A 21,787-nucleotide genomic window follows, 5' to 3' on the forward strand; every position below is an offset into this window, starting at 1 on the left:
CACAAGCCCGCCGCCGTGGAATCGGTGATCGCCACGCTGCGAACGTATCTCGCCGAACAGGGCGCGGGCGGCCGCCTGGCCGTGGTGGTGGGCGCGGGCGGGGACCGCGACGCCGGGAAGCGCCCGCTCATGGGTGCGGCGGGGGCGCGCGGCGCGGATCTGCTCATCATCACCGACGACAATCCACGCGGGGAGGATCCGGCCGCCATCCGCGCGGCCGTGCGCGCGGGCGCGGACGCGCTGCCGGAGGGGCAGCGTGGCGAGGTGCGCGAGGTGGGGGATCGGGCGGCCGCCATCGCCGCCGCTGTGGACTGGGCACGGCCCGGGGACGCGGTGCTGGTGGCGGGCAAGGGACATGAGACAGGGCAGGAGATTTCGGGTGTGAAGTATCCGTTCGACGACCGCGAGGTGCTCGCGGCGGCTCTCTCCGAGAAAACTAAGGACCTGACGGTTTCATGATCGAGATGACACTGCGGGAGATCGCGGATGTCGTGGGCGGCACGCTACACGACTGTCCCGACCCGGAGGTGACCGTGACCGGCGCGGTCGAATTCGATTCGCGCCGTATCGGACCCGGCGACCTGTTCCTGGCGCTGCCGGGCGCACGGGTCGACGGCCACGACTACGCGCGACAGGCCGTCGCCGCGGGCGCGGTGGCGGTGTTGGCGGCCCGACCGGTGGGCGTGCCCGCCATCGTGGTCACGCCACCGTCCGCCGCCCCGGCGGCGCGAGACGGAGATACGGGGGCGGACGGCGGAGCGGAAGGCCACGGCACCAGCCGGGCGCTGGCGCTGGCCGCCGATACCGACGGCTCCGGCGCGGCCGTGCTGGCGGCGCTGGCGAAACTGGCCCGCACCAGCGTCGACCGGCTCGTCGCCGCCGGTGGCCTCACCGTCGTCGGCGTGACCGGATCCTCCGGCAAGACCTCCACCAAGGATCTGCTCGCCGCCGTCCTGTCCCCGCTGGGACCCGTTGTGGCTCCGCCCGGTTCGTTCAACAACGAGCTCGGTCACCCCTGGACGGCGCTGCGCGCCGACGCCGACACCCGCTTCCTGGTGCTGGAACTGTCCGCCCGCGGCCGCGGCCACATTCGCTCCCTCACCGAGGTGGCCCCGCCGGGCATCGGCGTGGTGCTCAATGTCGGCACCGCGCACCTGGGCGAATTCGGCAGCCGCGAGGCGATCGCGGAGACCAAGGGCGAACTGGTGGAAGCACTTCCGGCCATCGGGCTCGCGGTGCTCAATGCCGACGACCCGCTGGTGTCGGCCATGGCCGCACGCACCGCGGCGCGCGTGGTCCAGGTCGGCCAGGCCGCCGGCGCGGATCTGCGCGCCACCGACGTCACCCTGGACGAGCAGGCGCGCGCCCGCTTCACCCTGCGCCGCGGGGACGAGAGCGTGAACGTGACCCTCGCCGTGCACGGCGAACACCAGGTCGGCAATGCGCTCGCCGCCGCCGCGGTCGCCCTGGAATGCGGGGCGGATCTCGCGACGGCCGCCGCCGCCCTCGGTGCGGCGCAGGCGGTCTCGGAACGGCGCATGGACGTGCGCACCCGGGCCGACGGCGTCACCGTGATCAACGACTCCTACAACGCCAACCCGGATTCGGTGCGGGCCGCGCTCAAGGCGCTGGTCACCATGGCCAAATCCGGCGCCACCGCGCGCCGCAGCTGGGCCGTCATCGGCGAGATGGGGGAGCTGGGCGAGGAATCGGTGCTCGAACACGACCGGATCGGCCGCCTGGCCGTCCGGCTCGACGTGGACCGGTTCATCGTGGTCGGGGCGGGCCGTCCGGTGCGCGCCATGTTCCAGGGCGCGGTGCAGGAGGGATCCTGGGGCGAGGAGGCGGTGCACGTGCCGGATATCGCCGCCGCCGTCGAACTGCTCGACAGTGAACTGGCACCCGGTGACGTGGTGCTGGTCAAGGCGTCCAAGTCGGTGGGGCTGTGGGCCGTCGCCGAACATCTGACGGCCGCAGCAGGTCCGGATGCGCGGCCCGCCGCTGATTCGATTGCGCGGCCCGCCGCTGATTCGAAATCGCGGCCCGCCGCGGCGGAGGAGGCCGCACGATGACCCAGATCCTCTTCTCGGCCGCCATCGCGCTCGCCGTCTCCATTCTGCTCACCCCCGTCCTCATCTCCATGTTCGCCAAACAGGGCTTCGGACAGGAGATCCGGGTCGACGGCCCGGAGAGCCACAAGGCCAAGCGCGGCACCCCCACCATGGGCGGCGTCGCCATCCTCGCCGGTATGTGGGCCGGTTACCTGGGCACCCACCTGATCGGCATGAGCTACGGCCAGCCCGGACCGTCGGCCTCGGGCCTGCTGGTGCTGGGCCTGGCCACCGCGCTGGGCGGCGTCGGCTTCCTCGACGACTTCATCAAGATCCGCAAGCAGCGCAATCTGGGCCTCACCGCGGCGGGCAAGTACATCGGACAGCTCACCGCCGCCGTGGTCTTCGGCGTGCTGGCGCTGAAGTTCCGCAACGACAGCGGGCTGACCCCGGCCAGCAAACACCTGTCCTACGTGCGCGACATCACCACCGTGTCGATGAGCGTGTGGATCTTCCTGGCCTTCGTCTGCCTGGTCGTGGTGGCCTGGTCCAATGCGGTGAACCTCACCGACGGCCTGGACGGTCTGGCCGCCGGGTCCATGAGCCTGGTGCTGGGCGCGTACATGATCATCACCTTCTGGCAGTGGCGCAACGCCTGCGTCGACTACCCGGAGGCGGGCTGCTACAACGTGCGCGATCCGCTGGATCTGGCGCTGGTGTGCGCGGCCGGCGGTGCGGCGTGCATCGGATTCCTGTGGTGGAACGCGGCTCCGGCCAAGATCTTCATGGGTGACACCGGATCGCTGGCGCTGGGCGGTCTGCTGGCGGGCCTGTCCATCACCACGCACACCGAACTGCTCATGATCGTCATCGGCGCGCTGTTCGTGGCCGAGGCGGCGTCGGTGGTGCTGCAGGTCGCGGTCTTCCGCACCACCCGGAACCGGCTGTTCAAGATGGCTCCGTTCCACCACCATTTCGAATTGAGCGGCTGGGCCGAGACGACGGTGATCATCCGATTCTGGATGCTCGCCGGTATGGCGTCCGCGGTTGGTCTGGGCCTGTTCTACAGCGAGTATCTGTCGGTCGGGTAGGTCGAAGGCGATGGTCGAACATTCTCCGAGGGTGCTCCGGTCACCGGGGCCCATGCTCGAATTTCTGCGTGGCCGTGACGTTCTCGTCGCCGGATGGGGGGTGTCCGGGCGCTCGCTCATCGAGCCGCTACAGGACATCGGCGCGCGTCCGGTGGTCACCGACGGCGGCGAGAAGGCCCTGGCGGAGGCCGCCGAACTCGGTCTGGCCACCGCCGCCCCCGCGGATCTGGTGGAACACGGGGCGCTGGACCGGTTCGCGCTGGTGATCACCAGCCCGGGCTGGCGGCCGGACTCCCCGGTGCTGGTCACCGCGGTCACCTCCGGCATCCCGGTCTGGGGCGACGTGGAATTCGCGTGGTGGGTCGATCAGGCCCGCATCTACGGTCCGGTGCGCAAGTGGCTGGTCGTCACCGGCACCAACGGCAAGACCACCACCACGCAGATGACGCACGCCATCCTGCGCGCGTCCGGAATTCCCAGCGTGGCCTGCGGCAATATCGGCACCCCGATCCTGGACGCGCTGCGGCGCAATCCCGGACCGCAGGTGCTGGCCGTGGAACTGTCCTCCTTCCAACTGCATTGGGCCCCCTCGGTACGACCCGAGGCCGGGGTGGTGCTGAATGTGGCCGAGGACCACCTGGACTGGCACGGCGGCCTCGACGCCTACGCCGCCGCCAAGGCGCGCGCGCTCACCGGACGGGTCGGCGTGGTGGGCCTCGACGACGCCGTGGCCGCCGCACTGGCCCGAAAGTCCAAGGCGCGCCGCACCGTCGGCTTCCGCGTCGGCGTGCCCGCCGACGGCGAACTCGGCGTGGTGGACGGCAAACTGCTCGACCGCGCCTTCACCAAGGCCGCCATCCTGGCCGAGGTGGGCGATATCAGCCCGCCGGGCCCGGCCGGAGTGGCCGACGCCCTCGCCGCCGCCGCGCTCACCCGATCCATCGACGTGGCACCGCAATTCGTGAAAGAGGGGCTGGCCGAGCACAAGGTGGGTCCGCATCGGGCCGCTTTCGTGCGCGAGGTCGCGGGCGTCGACTTCATCGACGACTCCAAGGCCACCAACCCGCACGCCGCGCGGTCGTCGATCCTGGCGCACCCGCACGTGATCTGGGTGGCGGGCGGTCAGCTCAAGGGCGCGGGCGTGGAGGACCTCGTCGAGGAGGTGCGCGAACACCTCGTCGCCGCCGTGCTCTTCGGCCAGGACGCCGATGTGATCGCCGCCGCGCTGGCGCGACACGCCCCCGACGTCCCGGTCGTGACCCTGGGTTCGGGGGACGATGCAGGGATGGTCGCCACCGAACTCGCCGCGATCGGGCCGGACGCCGTCATGGCGCGCGCGATACGCGTCGCCGCCGGATACGCCCGGCGCGGCGACACCGTGCTGCTGGCCCCGGCCGCCGCGTCGCTGGACATGTTCACCGACTACACCCATCGCGGCCGCAGCTTCGCCACCGCGGTGGCGGACCTGAACGAGAAGGACATCGGGAGCACCGAATGACCGCCACCCGGCCCGCCGCGCCGCAGACCCCGCGACGTCGGGCCCGGGCCGGGTGGTTCGGCGCGTGGCTGGCCCGCCCGCTGGCCTCGTTCCACCTGGTGGTGAGCATCGCCGCCCTGCTCACGGTGCTCGGCCTGGTCATGGTGCTCTCCGCCTCCAGCGTCGAGGCCTACGCGGTCGGCAAATCGGCGTACTCGCTGTTCATCCAGCAGGCGGCGTTCGCGGCGGTGGGCGCGCTGGCGTTCTATGTGGCGCTGCGGATTCCGCTGCGGGTGCTACGGCAGCTGTCCTTCCCGGTATTCGCGCTGTCGGTGGTGCTGCTGGTGCTGGTGCTCATCCCCGGCATCGGCACCAAGGTGTCGGGTTCGCGGCGCTGGTTCGACCTCGGATTCGTCTCGGTGCAGCCCTCGGAGATCGTGAAGGTCACCCTGGTGGTGTGGGGCGCGCACCTGCTGGCCTCGCGCCGCGCCGAATACGCCGACGGGCACGTGGGCTATCGCGAGATCCTGATGCCGCTGGTGCCCGCCGGTCTGCTGGTGTGCTTCCTGGTCGTGCTCGAGCCCAATCTGTCCACCACCATCGCGCTGGGCATTGTGCTGGCGGCGCTGCTGTGGTTCGGCGGGCTGCCGCTGCGCATGTTCGTCACCATCGCCGTCTCGGGCGTGGTGGCGGCGGGGGTGCTGGCGTTGTCGGCGGGCTACCGCTCCGACCGCATGCGCGCCTTCTTCAATCCCGGTGAGGATCCGCAGGGCATCGGCTACCAGTCCCGGCAGGCGCTGTATTCGCTTGCCGACGGCGGTATCTGGGGTCGCGGCCTCGGACAGAGCCGGGCCAAGTGGAGCTATCTGCCCAATGCGCACAACGATTTCATCTTCGCCATTATCGGCGAGGAACTCGGCTTCCTCGGATGTGCGCTGGTGCTGGGGCTTTTCGCGCTGTTCGCCTACACCGGGCTGCGCATCGCCACCCGCTCGGTGGATCCGTTCCTGCGGCTGCTGTCCGCCACCGCCACCACCTGGATCACCGGCCAGGCGCTGATCAATATCGGCTATGTGGTGGGACTGCTGCCGGTGACCGGGCTGCAGCTGCCGCTGGTGTCGGCGGGCGGCTCGTCGCTGGCCATCACGCTGCTCATGTTCGGCATCGTCGCCAATGCGGCCCGGCACGAACCCGAGGCGGTGGCGGCGCTGCACGCCGGACAGGACGGCCGGTTCAGCCGCCTGCTGCGGCTGCCGAAGCCGGAGATCTACTCCGCCGGACGCGCCCGCGCCGCCCGCGCCCGCTCGGCGGCCAAACGGTCGGCGAAAGCGGTCAAACCAGGCGCGAAATCGCGACGCGCACTGCCACCGAGCGGTCGGGGCGGCGCGGACGCGCGCAGGTCGATAGATTCGGATTCATCGCGTCGCCGTTCGGCCTCCACCGAATCGTGGCGCAGCACCCGGGCCTGGGAGCCCAGCTATCCGATGAGACATGCGAGAGAACGGGGAAATTCGAGGTGACAGGGGAGCGACCGCTCTCGGTGATCGTGGCGGGCGGTGGCACCGCGGGACATATCGAGCCCGCGCTGGCCGTGGCGGACGCGCTGCGGCGAATCGACCCGAATATCCGGGTGACCGCACTCGGCACCCAGCGCGGACTCGAAACGAAACTCGTGCCCGAACGCGGCTATCCGCTGGAACTCGTGCCGCCGGTGCCGTTGCCGCGCAAGCCCACCATGGATCTGCTGCGGCTGCCGGGGCGTGTCCGCGCCTCCGTGTCACGGACACGCCAGATCATCGATGCCGTCGAGGCCGATGTGATCTTCGGAGTGGGCGGCTATGTCGCGCTACCCGCCTATCTGGCGGCCGGTCCGGGCCCGCTGCGGCGGCGTCGCAAGGTACCGGTGGTCCTCCACGAGGCCAATGCCAAGGCCGGTATCGCCAACAAGGTCGGTGCCCGCGTCGCGGCGCGCGTGCTGGCGGCCGTGCCGAACTCGGGTGTGGCGGCGCGCGGCCGGGCCGACGCCGAGGTGGTCGGCATCCCGGTGCGCGGATCCATCTCCGGACTCGACCGCGCGGGCCTGCGGGCCGCCGCGCGCAGCGAATTCGGCCTGCCCGCCGAGGGGCCGGTACTGCTGGTCTTCGGCGGCTCCCAGGGCGCGCGGACGCTCAACGAGGCGGTCTCGGCCGCCGCGCCGCAGCTCATCGCCGCCGGTATCTCGGTACTGCACGCGCACGGGCCGAAGAACAGCCTCACCCTCGACCACGCCGCCGGGGACAATGCGAAATACGTTGCCGTGCCGTACCTGTCGCGGATGGATCTGGCCTACGCCGCCGCCGACGCGGTGGTGTGCCGCTCGGGCGCCATGACCGTCGCCGAGGTGTCGGCCGTCGGTCTGCCCGCCTTCTACGTCCCCCTCCCGCACGGAAACGGGGAGCAGGAACTCAATGCCCGCCCGGTGGTGGCCGCCGGCGGTGGCAGAATCGTGGCGGACGCGGAGCTGACTCCGAAATACGTGATCGACGAGGTGATACCGCTGCTCATGGATTCCGATCGGCTGACGGCAATGGGGCGCGCCGCGGCGAACGCCGGACATCGCGACGCCGCCGACGTCATCGCGCGTATCGTGCTGGAGGTGGCGGGCCGATGACGGAGGAGACGGCGGCACCGGTCGAACAGCGCACCGACCTGCCCGCGAATCTGCACCGGGTGCACATGATCGGTATCGGCGGCGCGGGCATGTCCGGCATCGCGCGCATCCTGCTCTCCCGCGGCGGACTCGTCTCCGGCTCGGACGCCAAGGAGAGCCGCGGCGTACTGGCGCTGCGGGCGCGCGGCGCGCAGGTGCGCATCGGTCACGACGCCAGCGCCCTGGACCTGCTACCCGGCGGCCCCAGCGCCGTCGTCACCACCTACGCCGCCATCCCCAAGACCAATCCGGAACTGGTGGAGGCGAATCGCCGCGGGATCCCGGTGCTGCTGCGCCCCGCCGTGCTCGCCTCGCTCATGCAGGGGCACCGCTCGCTGCTGGTCTCCGGTACGCACGGTAAGACCTCCACCACCTCCATGCTGGTGGTGGCCTTGCAGCACTGCGGATTCGATCCGTCATTCGCGGTCGGCGGCGAACTCAACGAATCCGGCACCAACGCCCACCACGGCACCGGCGGCAGCTTCGTGGCCGAGGCCGACGAGAGCGACGCCTCGCTGCTGCAGTACGCGCCCGATGTCGCGGTCGTCACCAATATCGAATCCGACCACCTGGACTACTTCGGCTCCGACGAAGCCTACGTACAGGTCTTCGACGATTTCGTGGACCGCCTGGTACCCGGCGGGAAACTCGTGGTGTGCCTGGACGATCCGGGCTCGCTGGGACTGGCCGAACGCACCGTGGCCAGGCTCGCCGACGACGACCGCGGCATCCAGGTGCTCGGCTACGGCTCGGCCGGAGTGGCGACCGGGGTGCCCGTCGCCGCGCGCCTGCACTCCTGGGAGCCGCGCGATGTGGGCGGTGTGGCGCAGTTCCAGCTCGCCGACGAACCCGCGCCGCGCACGCTGCGGCTCTCGGTACCCGGCCGCCACATGGCGCTCAACGCGCTCGGCGCGCTGCTGGCCGCCCGCGCCGCCGGGGCCGACGTCGGCGAGATCATCCAGGGGCTGGAGGGTTTCGGCGGCGTGCACCGGCGCTTCCAGCTCACCGGGCGGGAGAACGGCGTGCGCGTCTTCGACGACTACGCCCACCACCCCACCGAGGTACGCGCCGTGCTCGGCGCGGCGGCGGAGCTGGTGGCGCAGGAGGCCGCCGACGGGGCGCGGTCGCGGCCCGGGCGGGTGATCGTGGTCTTCCAGCCGCACCTGTACAGCCGCACCGCCACCTTCGCGACCGAATTCGGGGCCGCCCTCGACCTCGCCGACGAAGTGGTGGTGCTCGACGTGTACGGCGCGCGGGAGGAGCCGCTGCCGGGCGTGAACGGGGCACTGGTGGCGCAGGCCGTCACCAAACCCGTGCACTACCAGCCGGATATGTCGCGGGTGGGCCGCCAGGTGGCCGGACTCGCGCGCCCCGGCGATGTGGTGATCACCATGGGCGCGGGCGATGTCACCATGCTCGGCGGCCAGATTCTCGACGGGCTGCGCGCCCGGCCCGCGCACGGGCGGTGATCCGGCATGCGCCGCGGGGGAGTGGACGCCGAAACAGCCGATCCGGTCGATGATTCCGTCGACCCGGACGAGACCGGCCGGCGCGACGACGCGGCCCGCTGGGCCCGGCTCCGGCGCGGTCGCCGGGAGCCCTGGTGGATCCGGGTCCGGGAGTCGCGGCGGGCGCGCATCGGCGTGGCCGCCGGGGTCGTGGTCGCGCTGGCGCTCGGCCTGGTCGCCTATTTCTCACCGCTGCTGGCGGTGCGCACGGTGCGCGTCGACGGCCTGTCGGTGGTGACCGAGGCGCAGGTCCTCGACGCGCTCGCCATGCCGGAGGGACGGTCCATGCTCCGCATCGACACCACCGAGCTGGCGCAGCGGGTGGCGCGGCTGCCCAAGGTGCACTCGGTGCGGGTGCAGCGGGTGTTCCCGTCCTCGGTGCGGGTGACGGTGGTCGAACGCACACCGGTGCTCTTCTTCGAGGCGCCCGACGGCGCCCATCTGATCGATTCCGAGAGCGTGGAATTCGCCATCGAACCGGCCCCGATCGGAGTACCGAAATTGGTCACCGAAACTCCCGGCGGCAACGATCCCGCCACCCGTGCGGCCGTCACCGTGATCAATGCGGTCCCGGTATCACTGCGGCTCGAGGTGGGAGAGATTGTGGCGAGATCGGTTTCGGACATTCAGCTCGAGCTACGCGACGGACGGCGCGTGCTGTGGGGTGGAGCAGGCGATTCCGAGCGCAAGGCGGCGGTGGTGATACCGCTGCTGACGCGCGACGGCGAGGTGTTCGACATTTCGAGTCCGAATCTCGTCACGGTAAAGTGAACGATACCCTTTGGGACACCGAAATTTTCGGTGGTCATCCGGAGCGCTTCCGGCTGCCATCCCGGCACCGGAGAGCAACCGTCCACGATACGATGCGAGGCGGGTCGGACGAGTGGGATCACGCAAGATTCTGAATCTCGTTTCGGCGCGCCTGCGCGCGTAACGCGGTGGCTGCGAATAGCGTTCCGCAACAGTCGGATACTTGACATAACGCTAAACCTATGGTTGAGGCTTTATCAGACCGAGACCTTTCGGTACTGGCTTACGGCGAGCATCCGAAGACACCAAGCTTGTTGGATCGAAGGAAGGCGAGAGTCCATGACGCCCCCGCACAACTACCTTGCAGTGATCAAGGTCGTCGGTATCGGCGGCGGCGGCGTGAACGCCGTCAATCGAATGATCGAACAGGGACTCAAGGGAGTCGAGTTCATCGCCGTCAACACCGACGCGCAAGCGCTGTTGATGTCGGACGCGGACGTCAAGCTCGATGTCGGCCGGGAACTCACCCGCGGCCTCGGCGCGGGCGCCGACCCCGAGGTGGGCCGCAAGGCCGCCGAGGACCACAAGGACGAGATCGAGGAGGTCCTCAAGGGGGCCGACATGGTCTTCGTGACCGCCGGTGAGGGCGGCGGCACCGGCACCGGCGGCGCGCCGGTGGTGGCGAGCATCGCCCGCAAGCTCGGCGCGCTCACCATCGGTGTGGTCACGCGGCCGTTCTCCTTCGAGGGCAAGCGCCGCTCCAACCAGGCCGAGGCGGGCATCCAGGCGCTGCGCGAATCCTGCGACACCCTCATCGTCATCCCCAACGACCGGCTGCTGCAGCTGGGCGACGCGGCGGTCTCGCTCATGGACGCCTTCCGCTCGGCCGACGAGGTGCTGCTCAACGGTGTGCAGGGCATCACCGACCTGATCACCACCCCCGGTCTGATCAATGTCGACTTCGCCGACGTCAAGAGCGTCATGTCCGGGGCGGGCAGTGCGCTCATGGGCATCGGTTCGGCGCGGGGTGAGGGGCGTTCGGTGAAGGCGGCCGAGGCCGCCATCAATTCACCGCTGCTGGAGGCGTCCATGGACGGCGCGCACGGGGTGCTGCTGTCCATCGCCGGTGGTTCGGATCTGGGCCTGTTCGAGATCAACGAGGCCGCCTCGCTGGTGCAGGAGGCCGCGCACATCGAGGCCAACATCATCTTCGGCACGGTCATCGACGATTCCCTCGGCGACGAGGTACGGGTCACGGTGATCGCGGCGGGCTTCGACGGCACCGGCCCCGCCCGACGCATCGAATCCACCATCACCCGGACCGCCACCTCCACCATCGGCTCCGCGCGGGCGGGCGACGTGGCCCCGTCCACCTCCCGCACCTCCGAGTACGGTGCGGCCCGCACCCCCGACCCGGTGCGCCCCGACCCTGCCCCGGCCCCGGAACAACCGGTCTCCCGCGGTCCCGCCCCCTCCTACGGCTCCCCCCGCCCCTCCATCGACCCGACGGTGGCGCACAACCCCCGCTCGCACATCCAGCCCTCCGACGACGACACCGACGACGACGTGGACGTGCCCTCGTTCATGCGCCGCTGACCCACGGCCACCGACGCACCGGTACCCGCACGGGACCGGTGCGTCGGCGCGTTCCGGGGTGCGGCCGTGAGCCTTCCGGCCCCGGAATCTCGCGCAGGCGCCGTACCGTCGAAAACGCGAGTACGCCGGATGTCAGACCTCCGCCACGCCGGGGCGCCATGCGGCCAACCGGTGATCGTGCGCGGCCAGCCGTGCCCGCGGCCGGTCCGAACCTCGCGATGGTCGACGTCGGTGTGCCTCGGTGCGACCGCCCGAGTAGCCGCCGCTGTCCAGGTGGTTGATGTGCGCAGCTGTCGTTCGGGCGGCTGATGTGGGCGTGGTGTCGTCTGGCGGCGTACCGGCGGGCGCGGTACGCCGCCGTACCGGTGGCGGCGCGGAGGGTGGCGTGGTCCGTGTGCCGGGGCCTGCTAGCGTGGCCCGTCGTTGGGTTGCCAGCGGGTAACGGATTCGATGCGCGGGAATCGCCGCGTGCGGGAGGAGCTTCATGATCGGCACGGTGGGACGGACTGCTCGCTGCGCGATTGCGGTCGCGGCGGTGGGATCTTTCGCCTCCGCCGGGATTGCCCAGGCGTCGCCGGGGGTGGAGTTGACCGCCGCGCAGAATCTGGTCGCCAATCCCGCGTTCACCGAGGGAGCCCGGGGCTGGGAGGGGCACATCTACAACGCTCACCTCGGCGGCGGCACCGCCACCGTGCGCGACAGCGGGTACGTGGGCCAGGACGTCCCCGTCGTCAAGGGGGCCGAGTACACCTTCTCGGTGCGGGTCGGCGCGGCCGACGGCGGCGGGGTGCTGGCGTTGGCCCTGGACTCGGCCACCAGCGTGGCCTACGTGAGCCGCGACGTCACCGCCACCGCCCCCACCACCGTCACCCAGACCTTCACCGCCGTCGGCGACACCGCCTACATCGCCTGCCAGGCCACCCGCGGCCCCGGCGGCTGGTGCGGCGACTTCAGCCTCGTCGCCACCGGCAACACCGGCGGCGGCAGCGGTTCCGCCTCCGGCTCGGCGGGCAGCTCCTCCGGTTCCTCGGGCTCCGCCAGCGGCTCCGCGGGCTGACCGGTCGCCAGCGCCGGTGGCGCGATCGAAGGCGATGCGCGCTGTCGGACGGCGGGCGTTCGGTCCACGGTGTCCCGTGCGGCGTGTCACGTGATGGTCCGCACGCGGCCGCTGGCGCGGGTTGCCCGGTGGTGGCCATTACCCTCGGAGGCATGACTTCTGCTGCACCGGTACTGCGTACTCGGCGGGTGACGACGACACGGGCGGGCGGGTTCTCGAAGGCCCCGTACGACTCGTTCAATCTCGGGGATCATGTCGGCGACGATCCGGAGGCGGTGCGGCGCAATCGATTGCGGCTGGCCGAGAACCTCGGGCTGGCTCCGGAGCGGTTGATCTGGATGGAGCAGATCCACGGGCGCACCGTCACGGTGGTGGACGGGCCGCGCACCGACGCCGTGCCCGCGACCGACGCCCTGGTCACCACGCAGCCGGAACTGGCGCTGGTGGTGCTGACCGCCGACTGTGTCCCGGTGCTGCTGTCGGATGACGAGGCGGGGGTGATCGCGGCCGTGCACGCGGGCCGCATCGGCGCGCGCATCGGTATCGTGCCGCGGGTGCTCGAGGCCATGTACGAACTCGGCGCGAAACCCGAACGCATCGGTGCGTTCCTGGGCCCGGCGGCCAGCGGACGCCGGTACGAGGTGCCCGCCACCATGCGCGCCGACGTCGAGGAGCATCTGCCGGGCAGCGCCACCACCACCGCCAAGGGCACCCCGGGCCTGGATCTGCGCGCGGGCATCCGGCGGCAGTTGGAGGCGGCCGGGGTCGGCGCCGTCGCGGTGGACCCGCGCTGCACCATCGAGGACGAAACGCTGTTCTCGCACCGCCGCGGCGCGCCGACCGGCCGAATCGCCGGTGTGATTTGGATGTCATCCGAGGGAGCGGCGGTATGACCTCCGAATCGTCCACCGCCGCAATGGGTATCGAAACCGGCGGCGAGACGCGCGTCACGGCGCGCACCGCCGAACTGACGGCCAACCTCACCACCCTGACCGAGCGCATCGACGCTGCATGCCGGGTGGCCGGGCGGGAACCCGACACCGTACGCTTACTCCCCGTAACTAAATTCTTTCCGGCCTCGGATATCGAAATCCTCTATGGACTCGGCCGCCGCGAATTCGGCGAATCCCGAGAACAGGAGGCCAGCGAGAAAGTGGCCCAGTTGCGCCACCTGGCGCACGTGCGCTGGGAATTCATCGGACGTCTCCAGCGCAACAAAGCGAAACACGTTGCACGCTGGGCAAATGCCGTCTATTCGGTCGATTCGGACAGGTTGGCGACCGCACTCGACACCGCCGTCACCGCCGCCCTCGAGGCGGGCGATCGCGCCACACCCCTGCGTGTCCTGCTGCAAGTCAGCCTGGACGCCGACCCCACCCGCGGCGGCGTCGCCCCCGACGATCTCCCGGCCCTCGCCGAGCGGATCGAGGAATCGGCATCGTTGCAGCTCGCGGGCCTGATGGCGATTCCGCCGCTGGGCACCGATCCGGCCGCCGAATTCGCCCGCCTGGCCGACCTGCACGGCCGCCTGCTGGCGGCACATCCCCAGGCCAGGGAGCTGTCGGCGGGGATGTCAAACGATTTGGAGGCCGCCATCGCCCACGGATCGACCTGCGTGCGTGTCGGTACCGCGTTGATGGGCGCGCGACCGATAACCTCGCCTTAGCAAAGAAACCTCATCAGTCACATTTGAAACATATGCTTGTGAAGGACGAGGGACTGAGCAGTACTTCAACACCCCAGGCCAGTCGGGGCCGAAGGAAGGTCGACCGGTATGAGCGAGCGTAGCGAGCGAATGATCGACGCAGCCACGAGCGTGCTCGTGCTGGAGTTGAGCGCTAGCGAGGTGGAGGCATGAGCACGCTGCACAAGTTCAAGGCGTACTTCGGCATGGTTCCGCTCGAGGATTACGAGGACGACTACGTCGACGACCGCGGGGGACACCGGGGTGGCCTCGACGAGCGTGGTGCGCGTCGGCCCCGTCCCCGGGAATACGACCGCGACTACGACCGGTACGCCGACGACCGCTACGACGACGAGCCCGCCTACCCGGAGCCGTCCTACAAGGCCCCGTACCAGCCGGGCTACAGCGTGGCGCGTCGCGATGACTACGCCGACGACTACGCGGATGACCGGTACGAGCCGCCGCGCCGTCCCACCCGCATCGACACCGCCCCGTCCAGCCGCACCCGCAGCCTGGGCGGCGGTGCGCCGATGGTGCGCGGCGCGACCCGCGGTGCGCTGGCGGTGGACACGGAGGCCGAGCGGCGCATGGAAGAGCTGCGGATGGAGGAGCGCCGCATCGAGACCGCGCCGCCGCGCCGGTCCGGGCTCTTCGAGGAAGGCGGCCCCTTGTCCAAGATCACGACGTTGCGTCCGCGTACCTACGCCGAGGCCGCCATCATCGGTGAGCGTTTCCGCGACGGCACCCCGGTGATCATGGACCTGGTCGAGATGAGCAACTCCGACGCCCGCCGCCTGGTCGACTTCGCCGCCGGGCTGGCCTTCGCGCTGCGTGGCTCGTTCGACAAGGTCGCGACCAAGGTGTTCCTGCTCTCACCGGCCGATGTGGACGTATCGGCCGAGGAGCGTCGGCGCATCGCCGAAACCGGTTTCTACAACCAGAAATAACGACCCGATCCGGGTGCGGCCGCACCGCCGCACCCTGCGGGGACACGCCGTGCACGGGGGAGGGCGCGCCGATCCGAGCGGCGCGTATGTTTTGCGGGACACCGATTCTGAGGCAGAGTGAACACGTGGCCCTGATCGCGGTGTTGAACCTAGTCCTGCTCCTGTTCTGGCTGCTGCTGATCAGCCGCGTCATCGTGGAGTTCATCCACGTGTTCGCGCGTGATTGGCGCCCCAGCGGCTTCCTCGCCGTCATCTTCGAGGTGATCTTCACGATCACGGATCCACCGGTGAAACTCCTGAGGCGTTTGATACCGCCAGTGAATCTTGGGGGAATTCGGCTCGATCTGTCGATTATGGTCCTGCTTTTTGTCGTCTTCTTCCTCTACTCGCTCACGGCCACTGGCGGCACCGCGTAGCTGAGATGTGACAGAATGGGCCGAGAAGAAAGCTTGTCTGATCTAGTGCTAGATCTCCGTACGAAGCGTGAAGGGATCCTTCCATGCCGCTGACCCCAGCCGATGTGCACAACGTCGCGTTCAGCAAACCACCGATCGGGAAGCGCGGCTACAACGAGGACGAAGTCGACGCCTTCCTCGATCTGGTCGAGCAGGAGCTCTCACGCCTCATCGAAGAGAACGCCGATCTGCGCCAGCGGGTCGCCGAGCTCGACGCGGAACTCGCTGACGCCAAGAAGAATCGGGGCCCGGTCGCGGCCGTGAAGCAGGCTCCCGCGCCGGAGCCGCCCAAGCCCGCCCCGGCTCCGGCCCCCGCGCCCATGCCGGCCCCCGCGCCCGCCGCCAAGGACGCGCCCTCCGCGGACGCGAATCTGCAAGCGGCCAAGGTGCTCTCGCTGGCCCAGGAGATGGCCGATCGGCTCACCTCCGATGCCAAGACCGAGGCCGAGCAGTTGCTGGCGAACGCCAGAACCAATTCCGAGCGCCTGGTCAGCGATGCGCGCACCCGCTCCGAGTCGATGATCGCCGACGCCCGCCAGAAGGCCGAGGCCATGCTGTCGGACGCGCAGACCCGCTCCGACAATCAGCTGCGCCAGGCCAAGGAGAAGGCCGACGGCCTGCAGGCCGACGCCGAGCGCAAGCACACCGAGATCATGGCCACCATCACCCAGCAGCGCAGTGTGCTGGAGAGCCGGATCGAGCAGCTCAAGACCTTCGAACGCGAGTATCGGGTGCGGCTGAAGTCCTACCTGGAATCGCAGCTCGAGGAGTTGGAGAACCGCGGGTCCGCGGTGCCGGTCGACGGTGGCGAGTTCGGCGAGGGCGCGTCCGGCAACGGTGCACTGCTCAAGGGCGGCAAGTAAAGCCGTCGCGACGACGTCCCCCGGTGCTGCGCCGCACGGCCCGCACGGGCCGGGTGACCACGGGCCGGGTGACACAGCGCAGCGACACCACCGTTTCGGAATTCGCGGTCAGACCAGGGGGTGCCCGTGCTCGTGGTGACGCTCGGCCTCGCGGCGGTCGGATTCGGACTGCTGGTGACCGCCCTGACCACCGGTTCCGTGGTGTGGGCGTGGGCCTGCATCGTGGTCTGTGTGATCGGCGCGGTGCTCCTGCTGGTCAGCGCGCTGTCCATGCGCTCCGATGAGGACGAGACCCAGTCCCGGCCAGGCGGTAAGCACGCCAGACACTAGAGCGCGGGTCCGCGGAATAATCCCTGGACCGCGCTCGCTAGACTTGACACTGCACTACGGCGTCGATCCGGCAATCACCGGGGAGCCTTCGGAAGAACGGCGGCCGCGGCCGCTCAGTAGAACCGAACGGGTGAGCCCGTCACAGCTCGCAACGAGAGGTTCGGCCGTCCCGACCGGGACGTCGCCGGACAAGCGGGGTGGTACCGCGGTGAGAGCGCATCGGGCGCTCGTCGTCGTCCCCGTGCCCACAGGTGATGGCACGAGGAGAGACGGAGCCCGCGATGGCGGACGAGGCCCCTGTAGACAACCCCGCGGTGGACCCCACAGCCACCCGCAACGCGTACCCCCGCGTCGACCTGGGCCGCACCGGCGGCGGCCAGGTGTCCTTCCCCGATCTGGAGCAGCGCGTCCTGGAGTACTGGGCCGCCGACGACACCTTCCGCGCCAGCATCGAGAACCGTTCCGATGCACCGGAATTCGTCTTCTATGACGGGCCCCCCTTCGCCAATGGGTTGCCGCATTACGGACATCTGCTCACCGGCTATGTCAAGGATTTGATCCCGCGCTTCCAAACCATGCGCGGAAAGAAGGTCGAGCGTCGATTCGGATGGGATACTCACGGCCTGCCCGCGGAAATCGAAGCGGAGAAGCAGCTCGGTATCACGGACAAATCACAGATCGATGCCATGGGCTTGGCGGAATTCAATGCCGCGTGCAAGTCCTCGGTACTTCGCTACACCAATGAGTGGCGCAACTATGTGACGCGTCAGGCCCGCTGGGTCGACTTCGACAACGACTACAAGACCCTCGATCTCGACTTCATGGAGTCGGTCATGTGGGCCTTCAAGGCGTTGTACGACAAGGGGCTCATCTATCAGGGCTTCCGGGTGCTGCCCTACAGCTGGTACGAGCAGACGCCGCTGTCGAACCAGGAGACCCGCCTCGACGACGCCTACAAGATGCGGCAGGACCCGGCGGTCACCGTGGATATGGTGCTGTCGGTGCCGGCGGACCATCCGCTGCACGAGCTGGACGGCGCGAACGCCCTGATCTGGACCACCACGCCCTGGACGCTGCCGTCCAACCTGGCGATCGCCGTCCACCCCGACGTCACCTACACCCACGTCAAGGGCAAGGACGGCAAGCGCTACCTGCTTGCCGCCGAACGGGTTTCGCACTACGCGCGCGAGCTGGGCGAGGAGGCCGACGGCTTCGAGGTGCTCGGCGAGCAGCTCGGCGCCGCCCTGGTCGATCTGCGCTACCAGCCGCCGTTCGACTTCTTCGTCGGCCACCCGAACGCGCACCGGGTGCTGACCGCCGACTACGTGACCACCGACTCCGGCACCGGCATCGTGCATCTCGCGCCCGCCTTCGGTGAGGAGGATATGGACGTCGCGTCGGCGGCGGGCATCGAACTGGTGCAGCCCCTCGACGCGGGCGGCAAGTTCACCTCCATGGTGCCGCCGTACCAGGGCCTCATGGTCTTCGACGCCAACCCGGTGATCATCAAGGACCTCAAGGCCGCCGGAAAGTTGTTGCGGCACGAGACCATCGAGCACTCCTACCCGCACAGCTGGCGGTCCGGGCAGCCGCTCATCTACATGGCGGTGCCGTCCTGGTTCGTGGCCGTCACCAAGTTCCGCGATCGCATGGTGGAGCTCAACCAGGAGATCACCTGGGTGCCCGAGCACATCCGCGACGGCCAGTTCGGCAAGTGGCTCGAGGGTGCGCGCGACTGGAACATCAGCCGCAACCGGTACTGGGGTTCGCCCATCCCGGTGTGGGTCTCCGACGATCCGGCCTATCCGCGGGTGGACGTGTACGGCTCGCTCGACGAGTTGGAGCGCGACTTCGGCGTGCGCCCGACCGATCTGCACCGGCCCATGATCGACGACCTGGTGCGCCCGAATCCCGATGACCCGACCGGGAAGTCGATGATGCGGCGCACCCCCGAGGTGCTCGACTGCTGGTTCGAGTCCGGCTCCATGCCGTTCGCGCAGGTGCACTACCCGTTCGAGAACAAGGACTGGTTCGACGGCACCGCGACCGCCGTCGGCCACAACCCGGGCGATTTCATCGTCGAGTACAACGGCCAGACCCGTGGCTGGTTCTACACCCTGCACGTGCTGGCCACCGCGCTGTTCGACCGTCCGGCCTTCAAAACCGTTGCGGCGCATGGCATCGTGCTCGGCGACGACGGGCTCAAGATGTCGAAGTCCAAGGGCAACTACCCGAATGTCAACGAGGTGTTCGACCGCGACGGCTCCGATGCCATGCGGTGGTTCCTCATGGCCTCGCCCATCCTGCGCGGCGGCAACCTCATCGTCACCGAGCGCGGCATCCGCGAGGGGGTCGGCCATGCGCTGCGCCCGCTCTGGAACGCCTGGACCTTCCTGCAGCTCTACGCCTCGAAACCCGGTACCTGGCGCACGGATTCGCCGCATGTGCTGGACCGCTACATCCTGGCCAAGCTGGCCCGTACCCGCGAGGTCATGACCGAGGCGCTCGAGGTCTACGACATCGCCGGGGCCTGTGACGAACTGCGCTCCTTCGCCGACGCGCTCACCAACTGGTATGTGCGCCGGTCGCGTTCGCGCTTCTGGGAGGAGGACCGCGATGCCATCGACACCCTGCACACCGTGCTGGAGGTGACCACCCGGCTGGCTGCCCCGCTGCTGCCGCTGCTCACCGAGGTGATCTGGCGCGGCCTCACCGGCGGCCGCTCGGTGCACCTGGCCGACTGGCCGGCCGAGAACGAGCTGCCCGCCGATCCGGAGCTGGTCGCGGCCATGGACGAGGTGCGCGCGGTGTGCTCGACGGTGCTGAGCCTGCGCAAGGCCCAGAATCTGCGGGTGCGGCTGCCGCTCTCGGAGGTCACCGTGGCGGCCGAGGACGCGGAGCGGCTCACCCCGTTCACCGACCTGATCGCCGACGAGGTGAATGTCAAGAAGGTCGACCTCACCACCGATGTGGCCGCGCACGGCCGCTTCGAACTGGTGGTCAACGCCCGTGCCGCCGGTCCGCGCCTGGGCAAGGACGTGCAGACCGTCATCAAGGCGGTCAAGGCGGGCGAGTGGACCGAATCGGCCGACGGCGTGGTGAGCGCGGCGGGCATCACCCTGCTGCCCGAGGAGTACACCCAGCGCCTGGTCGCCGCCGAGCCGGACTCCACCGCCGCCCTGCCGGGCAATGCCGGTCTGGTGGTGCTGAATTCGGCGGTCACCGAGGAACTGGAGGCCGAGGGGTGGGCCCGCGACCTCATCCGCGACCTGCAGGAGACCCGCAAGGCCAAGGGCCTGGACGTCTCCGACCGCATCGCCGTGGTGCTGGAGGTGCCCGCCGAGCGACAGGAGTGGGCGCGGACCCACCGCGATCTCATCGCCGGGGAAGTCCTCGCCACCTCGCTGAGTTTCGACGCGGCGGGCGCGGACGCCAGCGAGATCGTGGGCGGCGTGCGGGTGTCGATCACCAAGGCGTGATCGCGCACGAGTGCGAGCGAACTCGGGGCGGAGCCGATACGGCTCCGCCCCGAGCCGCCTCGCCGGGCGGCCGTGGTGGCTCAGTGTTTCGAGCTGAGTGGTCGGGCCGCGGTGTGGCTGAGCGGTCGAGTCGCCTCGTCGGCCGGGCTCGCGGTGCCGTTTCGGGCGGACCCGCCTGACAGTTCGGCGCGATGATCGTCGCGTCGTGGATCTCCGTCGGTCGCGCAGGTTTTGCCCCGGTCCGGGGCGGTGTCCGCGACAGGTTGTGCGCCTGGTCCGCGCGCCCGCTGGAATGAGGTGCGACCGGGGTCACTATCCTCTCGTATGCGCTGGTAGCGGTATTGCCCGGGCGCTGCTGGACGGTAGCTGTGGTTTGCCGAATCCGCGTCCCGGGTACTCGGTTATTTCGTGTGCGCCGTGCCCTCACGGCGCGGAAGCGACATACGCCAATTCGCGGGGGAGAGGAGCTGGCATGACTAGCCGCGATCCGGAACCCAGACAACAGCGCCGTTCGGTGGCCGCCGCCGCCATGGGCAATGCCACCGAATGGTTCGACTACGGCGTCTACGCCGCGGCGGCCACCTACATCACGGCCGCGTTCTTTCCCGGAGATCTCGGAGTACTGGGCACCATGCTCGGCTTCGCGATCTCCTTCATGTTGCGTCCGCTGGGCGGCATGGTGTGGGGGCCGCTCGGCGACCGCATCGGCCGAAAAGCGGTCCTGGCCACGACGATTCTGCTGATGGCGGCCGCCACCGGCCTGATCGGCGTGCTGCCCAGCCATGCCACCGCCGGGGTGCTGGCGCCCATCCTGCTCATCTCCCTGCGCGTGGTGCAGGGCTTCTCCACCGGCGGCGAGTACGGCGGCGCGGCGACCTATCTCGCGGAGTCCTGCGAGGACCGCCGCCGCGGCTTCCTCGGCAGCTTCCTGGAGTTCGGCACCCTCGGTGGTTTCGTGGGCGGTTCGGCCGTCGTGCTGGCCTGCCAGCTCGCGCTGGGGTCGGACGCCATGTACGAATGGGGCTGGCGCATCCCCTTCCTGCTGGCCGTGCCGCTCGGCCTGATCGGCTGGTATCTGCGCACCAAGCTGGACGAGTCCCCGGTCTTCACCGAGGTGAAGGAGCAGCAGCACCCGCGCACCGGTCTGCGCGTGCTGCTGCGTGACTACCGGCGTGAGCTGCTGACCCTGGGTGGCCTGGTGATCGCGCTGAACGTGGTGAACTACACGCTGCTCACCTACCAGCCGACCTATCTGGAGAACACCATCGGCGTCGACGAGTCGACCACCACGGCCATGATGCTGATCGGCCAGTTGATCATGATGGTGTCGCTGCCCGCCTTCGGTCATCTCTCCGACCGGGTCGGGCGGCGGCCGATGTGGCTGGTGTCGCTGCTGAGTCTGGCGGTGCTCGCCATACCGATGTACTGGCTGATGGGGCAGGGCATCGTCTGGGCCGTGATCGGCTTCGTGGTGCTGGGGCTGCTCTACCTGCCGCAGCTGGCGACGATCACCGCGACCTTCCCGGCCATCTTCCCGACCCATGTCCGCTATGCGGGATTCGCCCTCGGCTACAACGTGTCCACGGCGCTCTTCGGCGGTACCGCGCCGCTGGTGAACGAGGCCGTGATCGAGGGCACCGGCTGGACGCTGTTCCCGGCGCTCTACATGGTGGGCGCGTGTCTGGTCGGCCTGGTGGCCTGGGCCTTCCTGCGGGAGACGGTGGGCGCGTCGCTGCGCGGCACCGAGGTGCCCGAGACCGACGCCGTGCCCGTGGTTCCGGCTCGGGTCGCGGCCGCTCCGTCGGCCTGA

18 protein-coding genes are annotated in these 21,787 nt (G+C 69.7%); all 18 read left to right on the plus strand.

Translation table 11 applies throughout. The features are described 5' to 3' along the window. Window positions 1-459: glutamate ligase domain-containing protein (locus tag ON31_RS10965; RefSeq protein ID WP_039812442.1), on the plus strand; the 459-nt coding region annotated here is incomplete at its 5' end. Next, entirely contained in the window at window positions 456-2,072 is a 1,617-nt protein-coding gene (locus ON31_RS10970) for a UDP-N-acetylmuramoyl-tripeptide--D-alanyl-D-alanine ligase (protein WP_081592368.1), read from the plus strand. The genes ON31_RS10965 and ON31_RS10970, both read left to right, overlap by 4 nt. Next, entirely contained in the window at window positions 2,069-3,142 is a 1,074-nt protein-coding gene (gene mraY, locus ON31_RS10975) for a phospho-N-acetylmuramoyl-pentapeptide-transferase (RefSeq protein WP_029929299.1), read from the plus strand. Before ON31_RS10970 ends, mraY begins: the two co-directional genes overlap by 4 nt. Before the next feature lie 52 nt (window positions 3,143-3,194). Beyond that, window positions 3,195-4,640, plus strand: coding sequence for a UDP-N-acetylmuramoyl-L-alanine--D-glutamate ligase (murD, locus tag ON31_RS10980; protein WP_039812445.1), 1,446 nt, complete (start codon window positions 3,195-3,197; stop codon window positions 4,638-4,640). Next, window positions 4,637-6,139 carry a putative lipid II flippase FtsW gene (ftsW, locus tag ON31_RS10985; protein ID WP_039812448.1) on the plus strand — a complete coding sequence of 501 codons (1,503 nt, stop codon included), beginning with the start codon at window positions 4,637-4,639 and terminating at the stop codon, window positions 6,137-6,139. Before murD ends, ftsW begins: the two co-directional genes overlap by 4 nt. Then, window positions 6,136-7,269: an undecaprenyldiphospho-muramoylpentapeptide beta-N-acetylglucosaminyltransferase gene (murG, locus tag ON31_RS10990; protein WP_039812453.1), complete on the plus strand. Its 1,134-nt coding sequence runs from the start codon at window positions 6,136-6,138 to the stop codon at window positions 7,267-7,269. The genes ftsW and murG overlap by 4 nt, the downstream gene beginning before the upstream one ends. Further along, window positions 7,266-8,777 carry a UDP-N-acetylmuramate--L-alanine ligase gene (gene murC / locus ON31_RS10995; RefSeq protein WP_051037090.1) on the plus strand — a complete coding sequence of 504 codons (1,512 nt, stop codon included), beginning with the start codon at window positions 7,266-7,268 and terminating at the stop codon, window positions 8,775-8,777. Before murG ends, murC begins: the two co-directional genes overlap by 4 nt. 6 nt (window positions 8,778-8,783) lie before the next feature. After that, window positions 8,784-9,587, plus strand: a complete 804-nt coding sequence (locus tag ON31_RS11000) for a cell division protein FtsQ/DivIB (protein ID WP_085996384.1) — start codon at window positions 8,784-8,786, stop codon at window positions 9,585-9,587. Window positions 9,588-9,905: 318 nt separating this feature from the next. After that, window positions 9,906-11,162, plus strand: a complete 1,257-nt coding sequence (gene ftsZ / locus ON31_RS11005; RefSeq protein WP_039812456.1) for a cell division protein FtsZ — start codon at window positions 9,906-9,908, stop codon at window positions 11,160-11,162. 484 nt (window positions 11,163-11,646) lie between these two features. Continuing rightward, window positions 11,647-12,219 carry a hypothetical protein gene (locus ON31_RS11010; RefSeq protein ID WP_115061648.1) on the plus strand — a complete coding sequence of 191 codons (573 nt, stop codon included), beginning with the start codon at window positions 11,647-11,649 and terminating at the stop codon, window positions 12,217-12,219. Window positions 12,220-12,371: 152 nt separating this feature from the next. Continuing rightward, window positions 12,372-13,112 carry a peptidoglycan editing factor PgeF gene (gene pgeF, locus ON31_RS11015; RefSeq protein ID WP_039812480.1) on the plus strand — a complete coding sequence of 247 codons (741 nt, stop codon included), beginning with the start codon at window positions 12,372-12,374 and terminating at the stop codon, window positions 13,110-13,112. Window positions 13,113-13,135: 23 nt separating this feature from the next. Further along, on the plus strand, window positions 13,136-13,885 hold the full coding sequence (locus ON31_RS11020; RefSeq protein WP_051037094.1) for a YggS family pyridoxal phosphate-dependent enzyme: 750 nt from the start codon (window positions 13,136-13,138) through the stop codon (window positions 13,883-13,885). A gap of 188 nt (window positions 13,886-14,073) precedes the next feature. Further along, window positions 14,074-14,850: a cell division protein SepF gene (locus ON31_RS11025; RefSeq protein ID WP_029929282.1), complete on the plus strand. Its 777-nt coding sequence runs from the start codon at window positions 14,074-14,076 to the stop codon at window positions 14,848-14,850. Between the two features lie 125 nt (window positions 14,851-14,975). Next, window positions 14,976-15,266 (plus strand): YggT family protein, encoded by a 291-nt coding sequence (locus ON31_RS11030; protein WP_029929281.1) that lies wholly within the window; start codon window positions 14,976-14,978, stop codon window positions 15,264-15,266. An 83-nt stretch (window positions 15,267-15,349) separates the two neighbouring features. Next, complete coding sequence (gene wag31, locus ON31_RS11035) at window positions 15,350-16,168, plus strand: DivIVA-like cell division protein Wag31 (protein WP_039812462.1); 819 nt, start codon at window positions 15,350-15,352, stop codon at window positions 16,166-16,168. A 126-nt stretch (window positions 16,169-16,294) separates the two neighbouring features. Next, complete coding sequence (locus ON31_RS11040; protein ID WP_029929276.1) at window positions 16,295-16,498, plus strand: hypothetical protein; 204 nt, start codon at window positions 16,295-16,297, stop codon at window positions 16,496-16,498. A 281-nt stretch (window positions 16,499-16,779) separates the two neighbouring features. Further along, complete coding sequence (gene ileS / locus ON31_RS11045; RefSeq protein WP_039812464.1) at window positions 16,780-19,977, plus strand: isoleucine--tRNA ligase; 3,198 nt, start codon at window positions 16,780-16,782, stop codon at window positions 19,975-19,977. Window positions 19,978-20,449: 472 nt separating this feature from the next. Continuing rightward, window positions 20,450-21,787: an MFS transporter gene (locus ON31_RS11050; protein WP_051037091.1), complete on the plus strand. Its 1,338-nt coding sequence runs from the start codon at window positions 20,450-20,452 to the stop codon at window positions 21,785-21,787.

The organism is Nocardia otitidiscaviarum NBRC 14405, assembly GCF_000308635.1.
Classification (GTDB): Bacteria; Actinomycetota; Actinomycetes; order Mycobacteriales; family Mycobacteriaceae; genus Nocardia; species Nocardia otitidiscaviarum.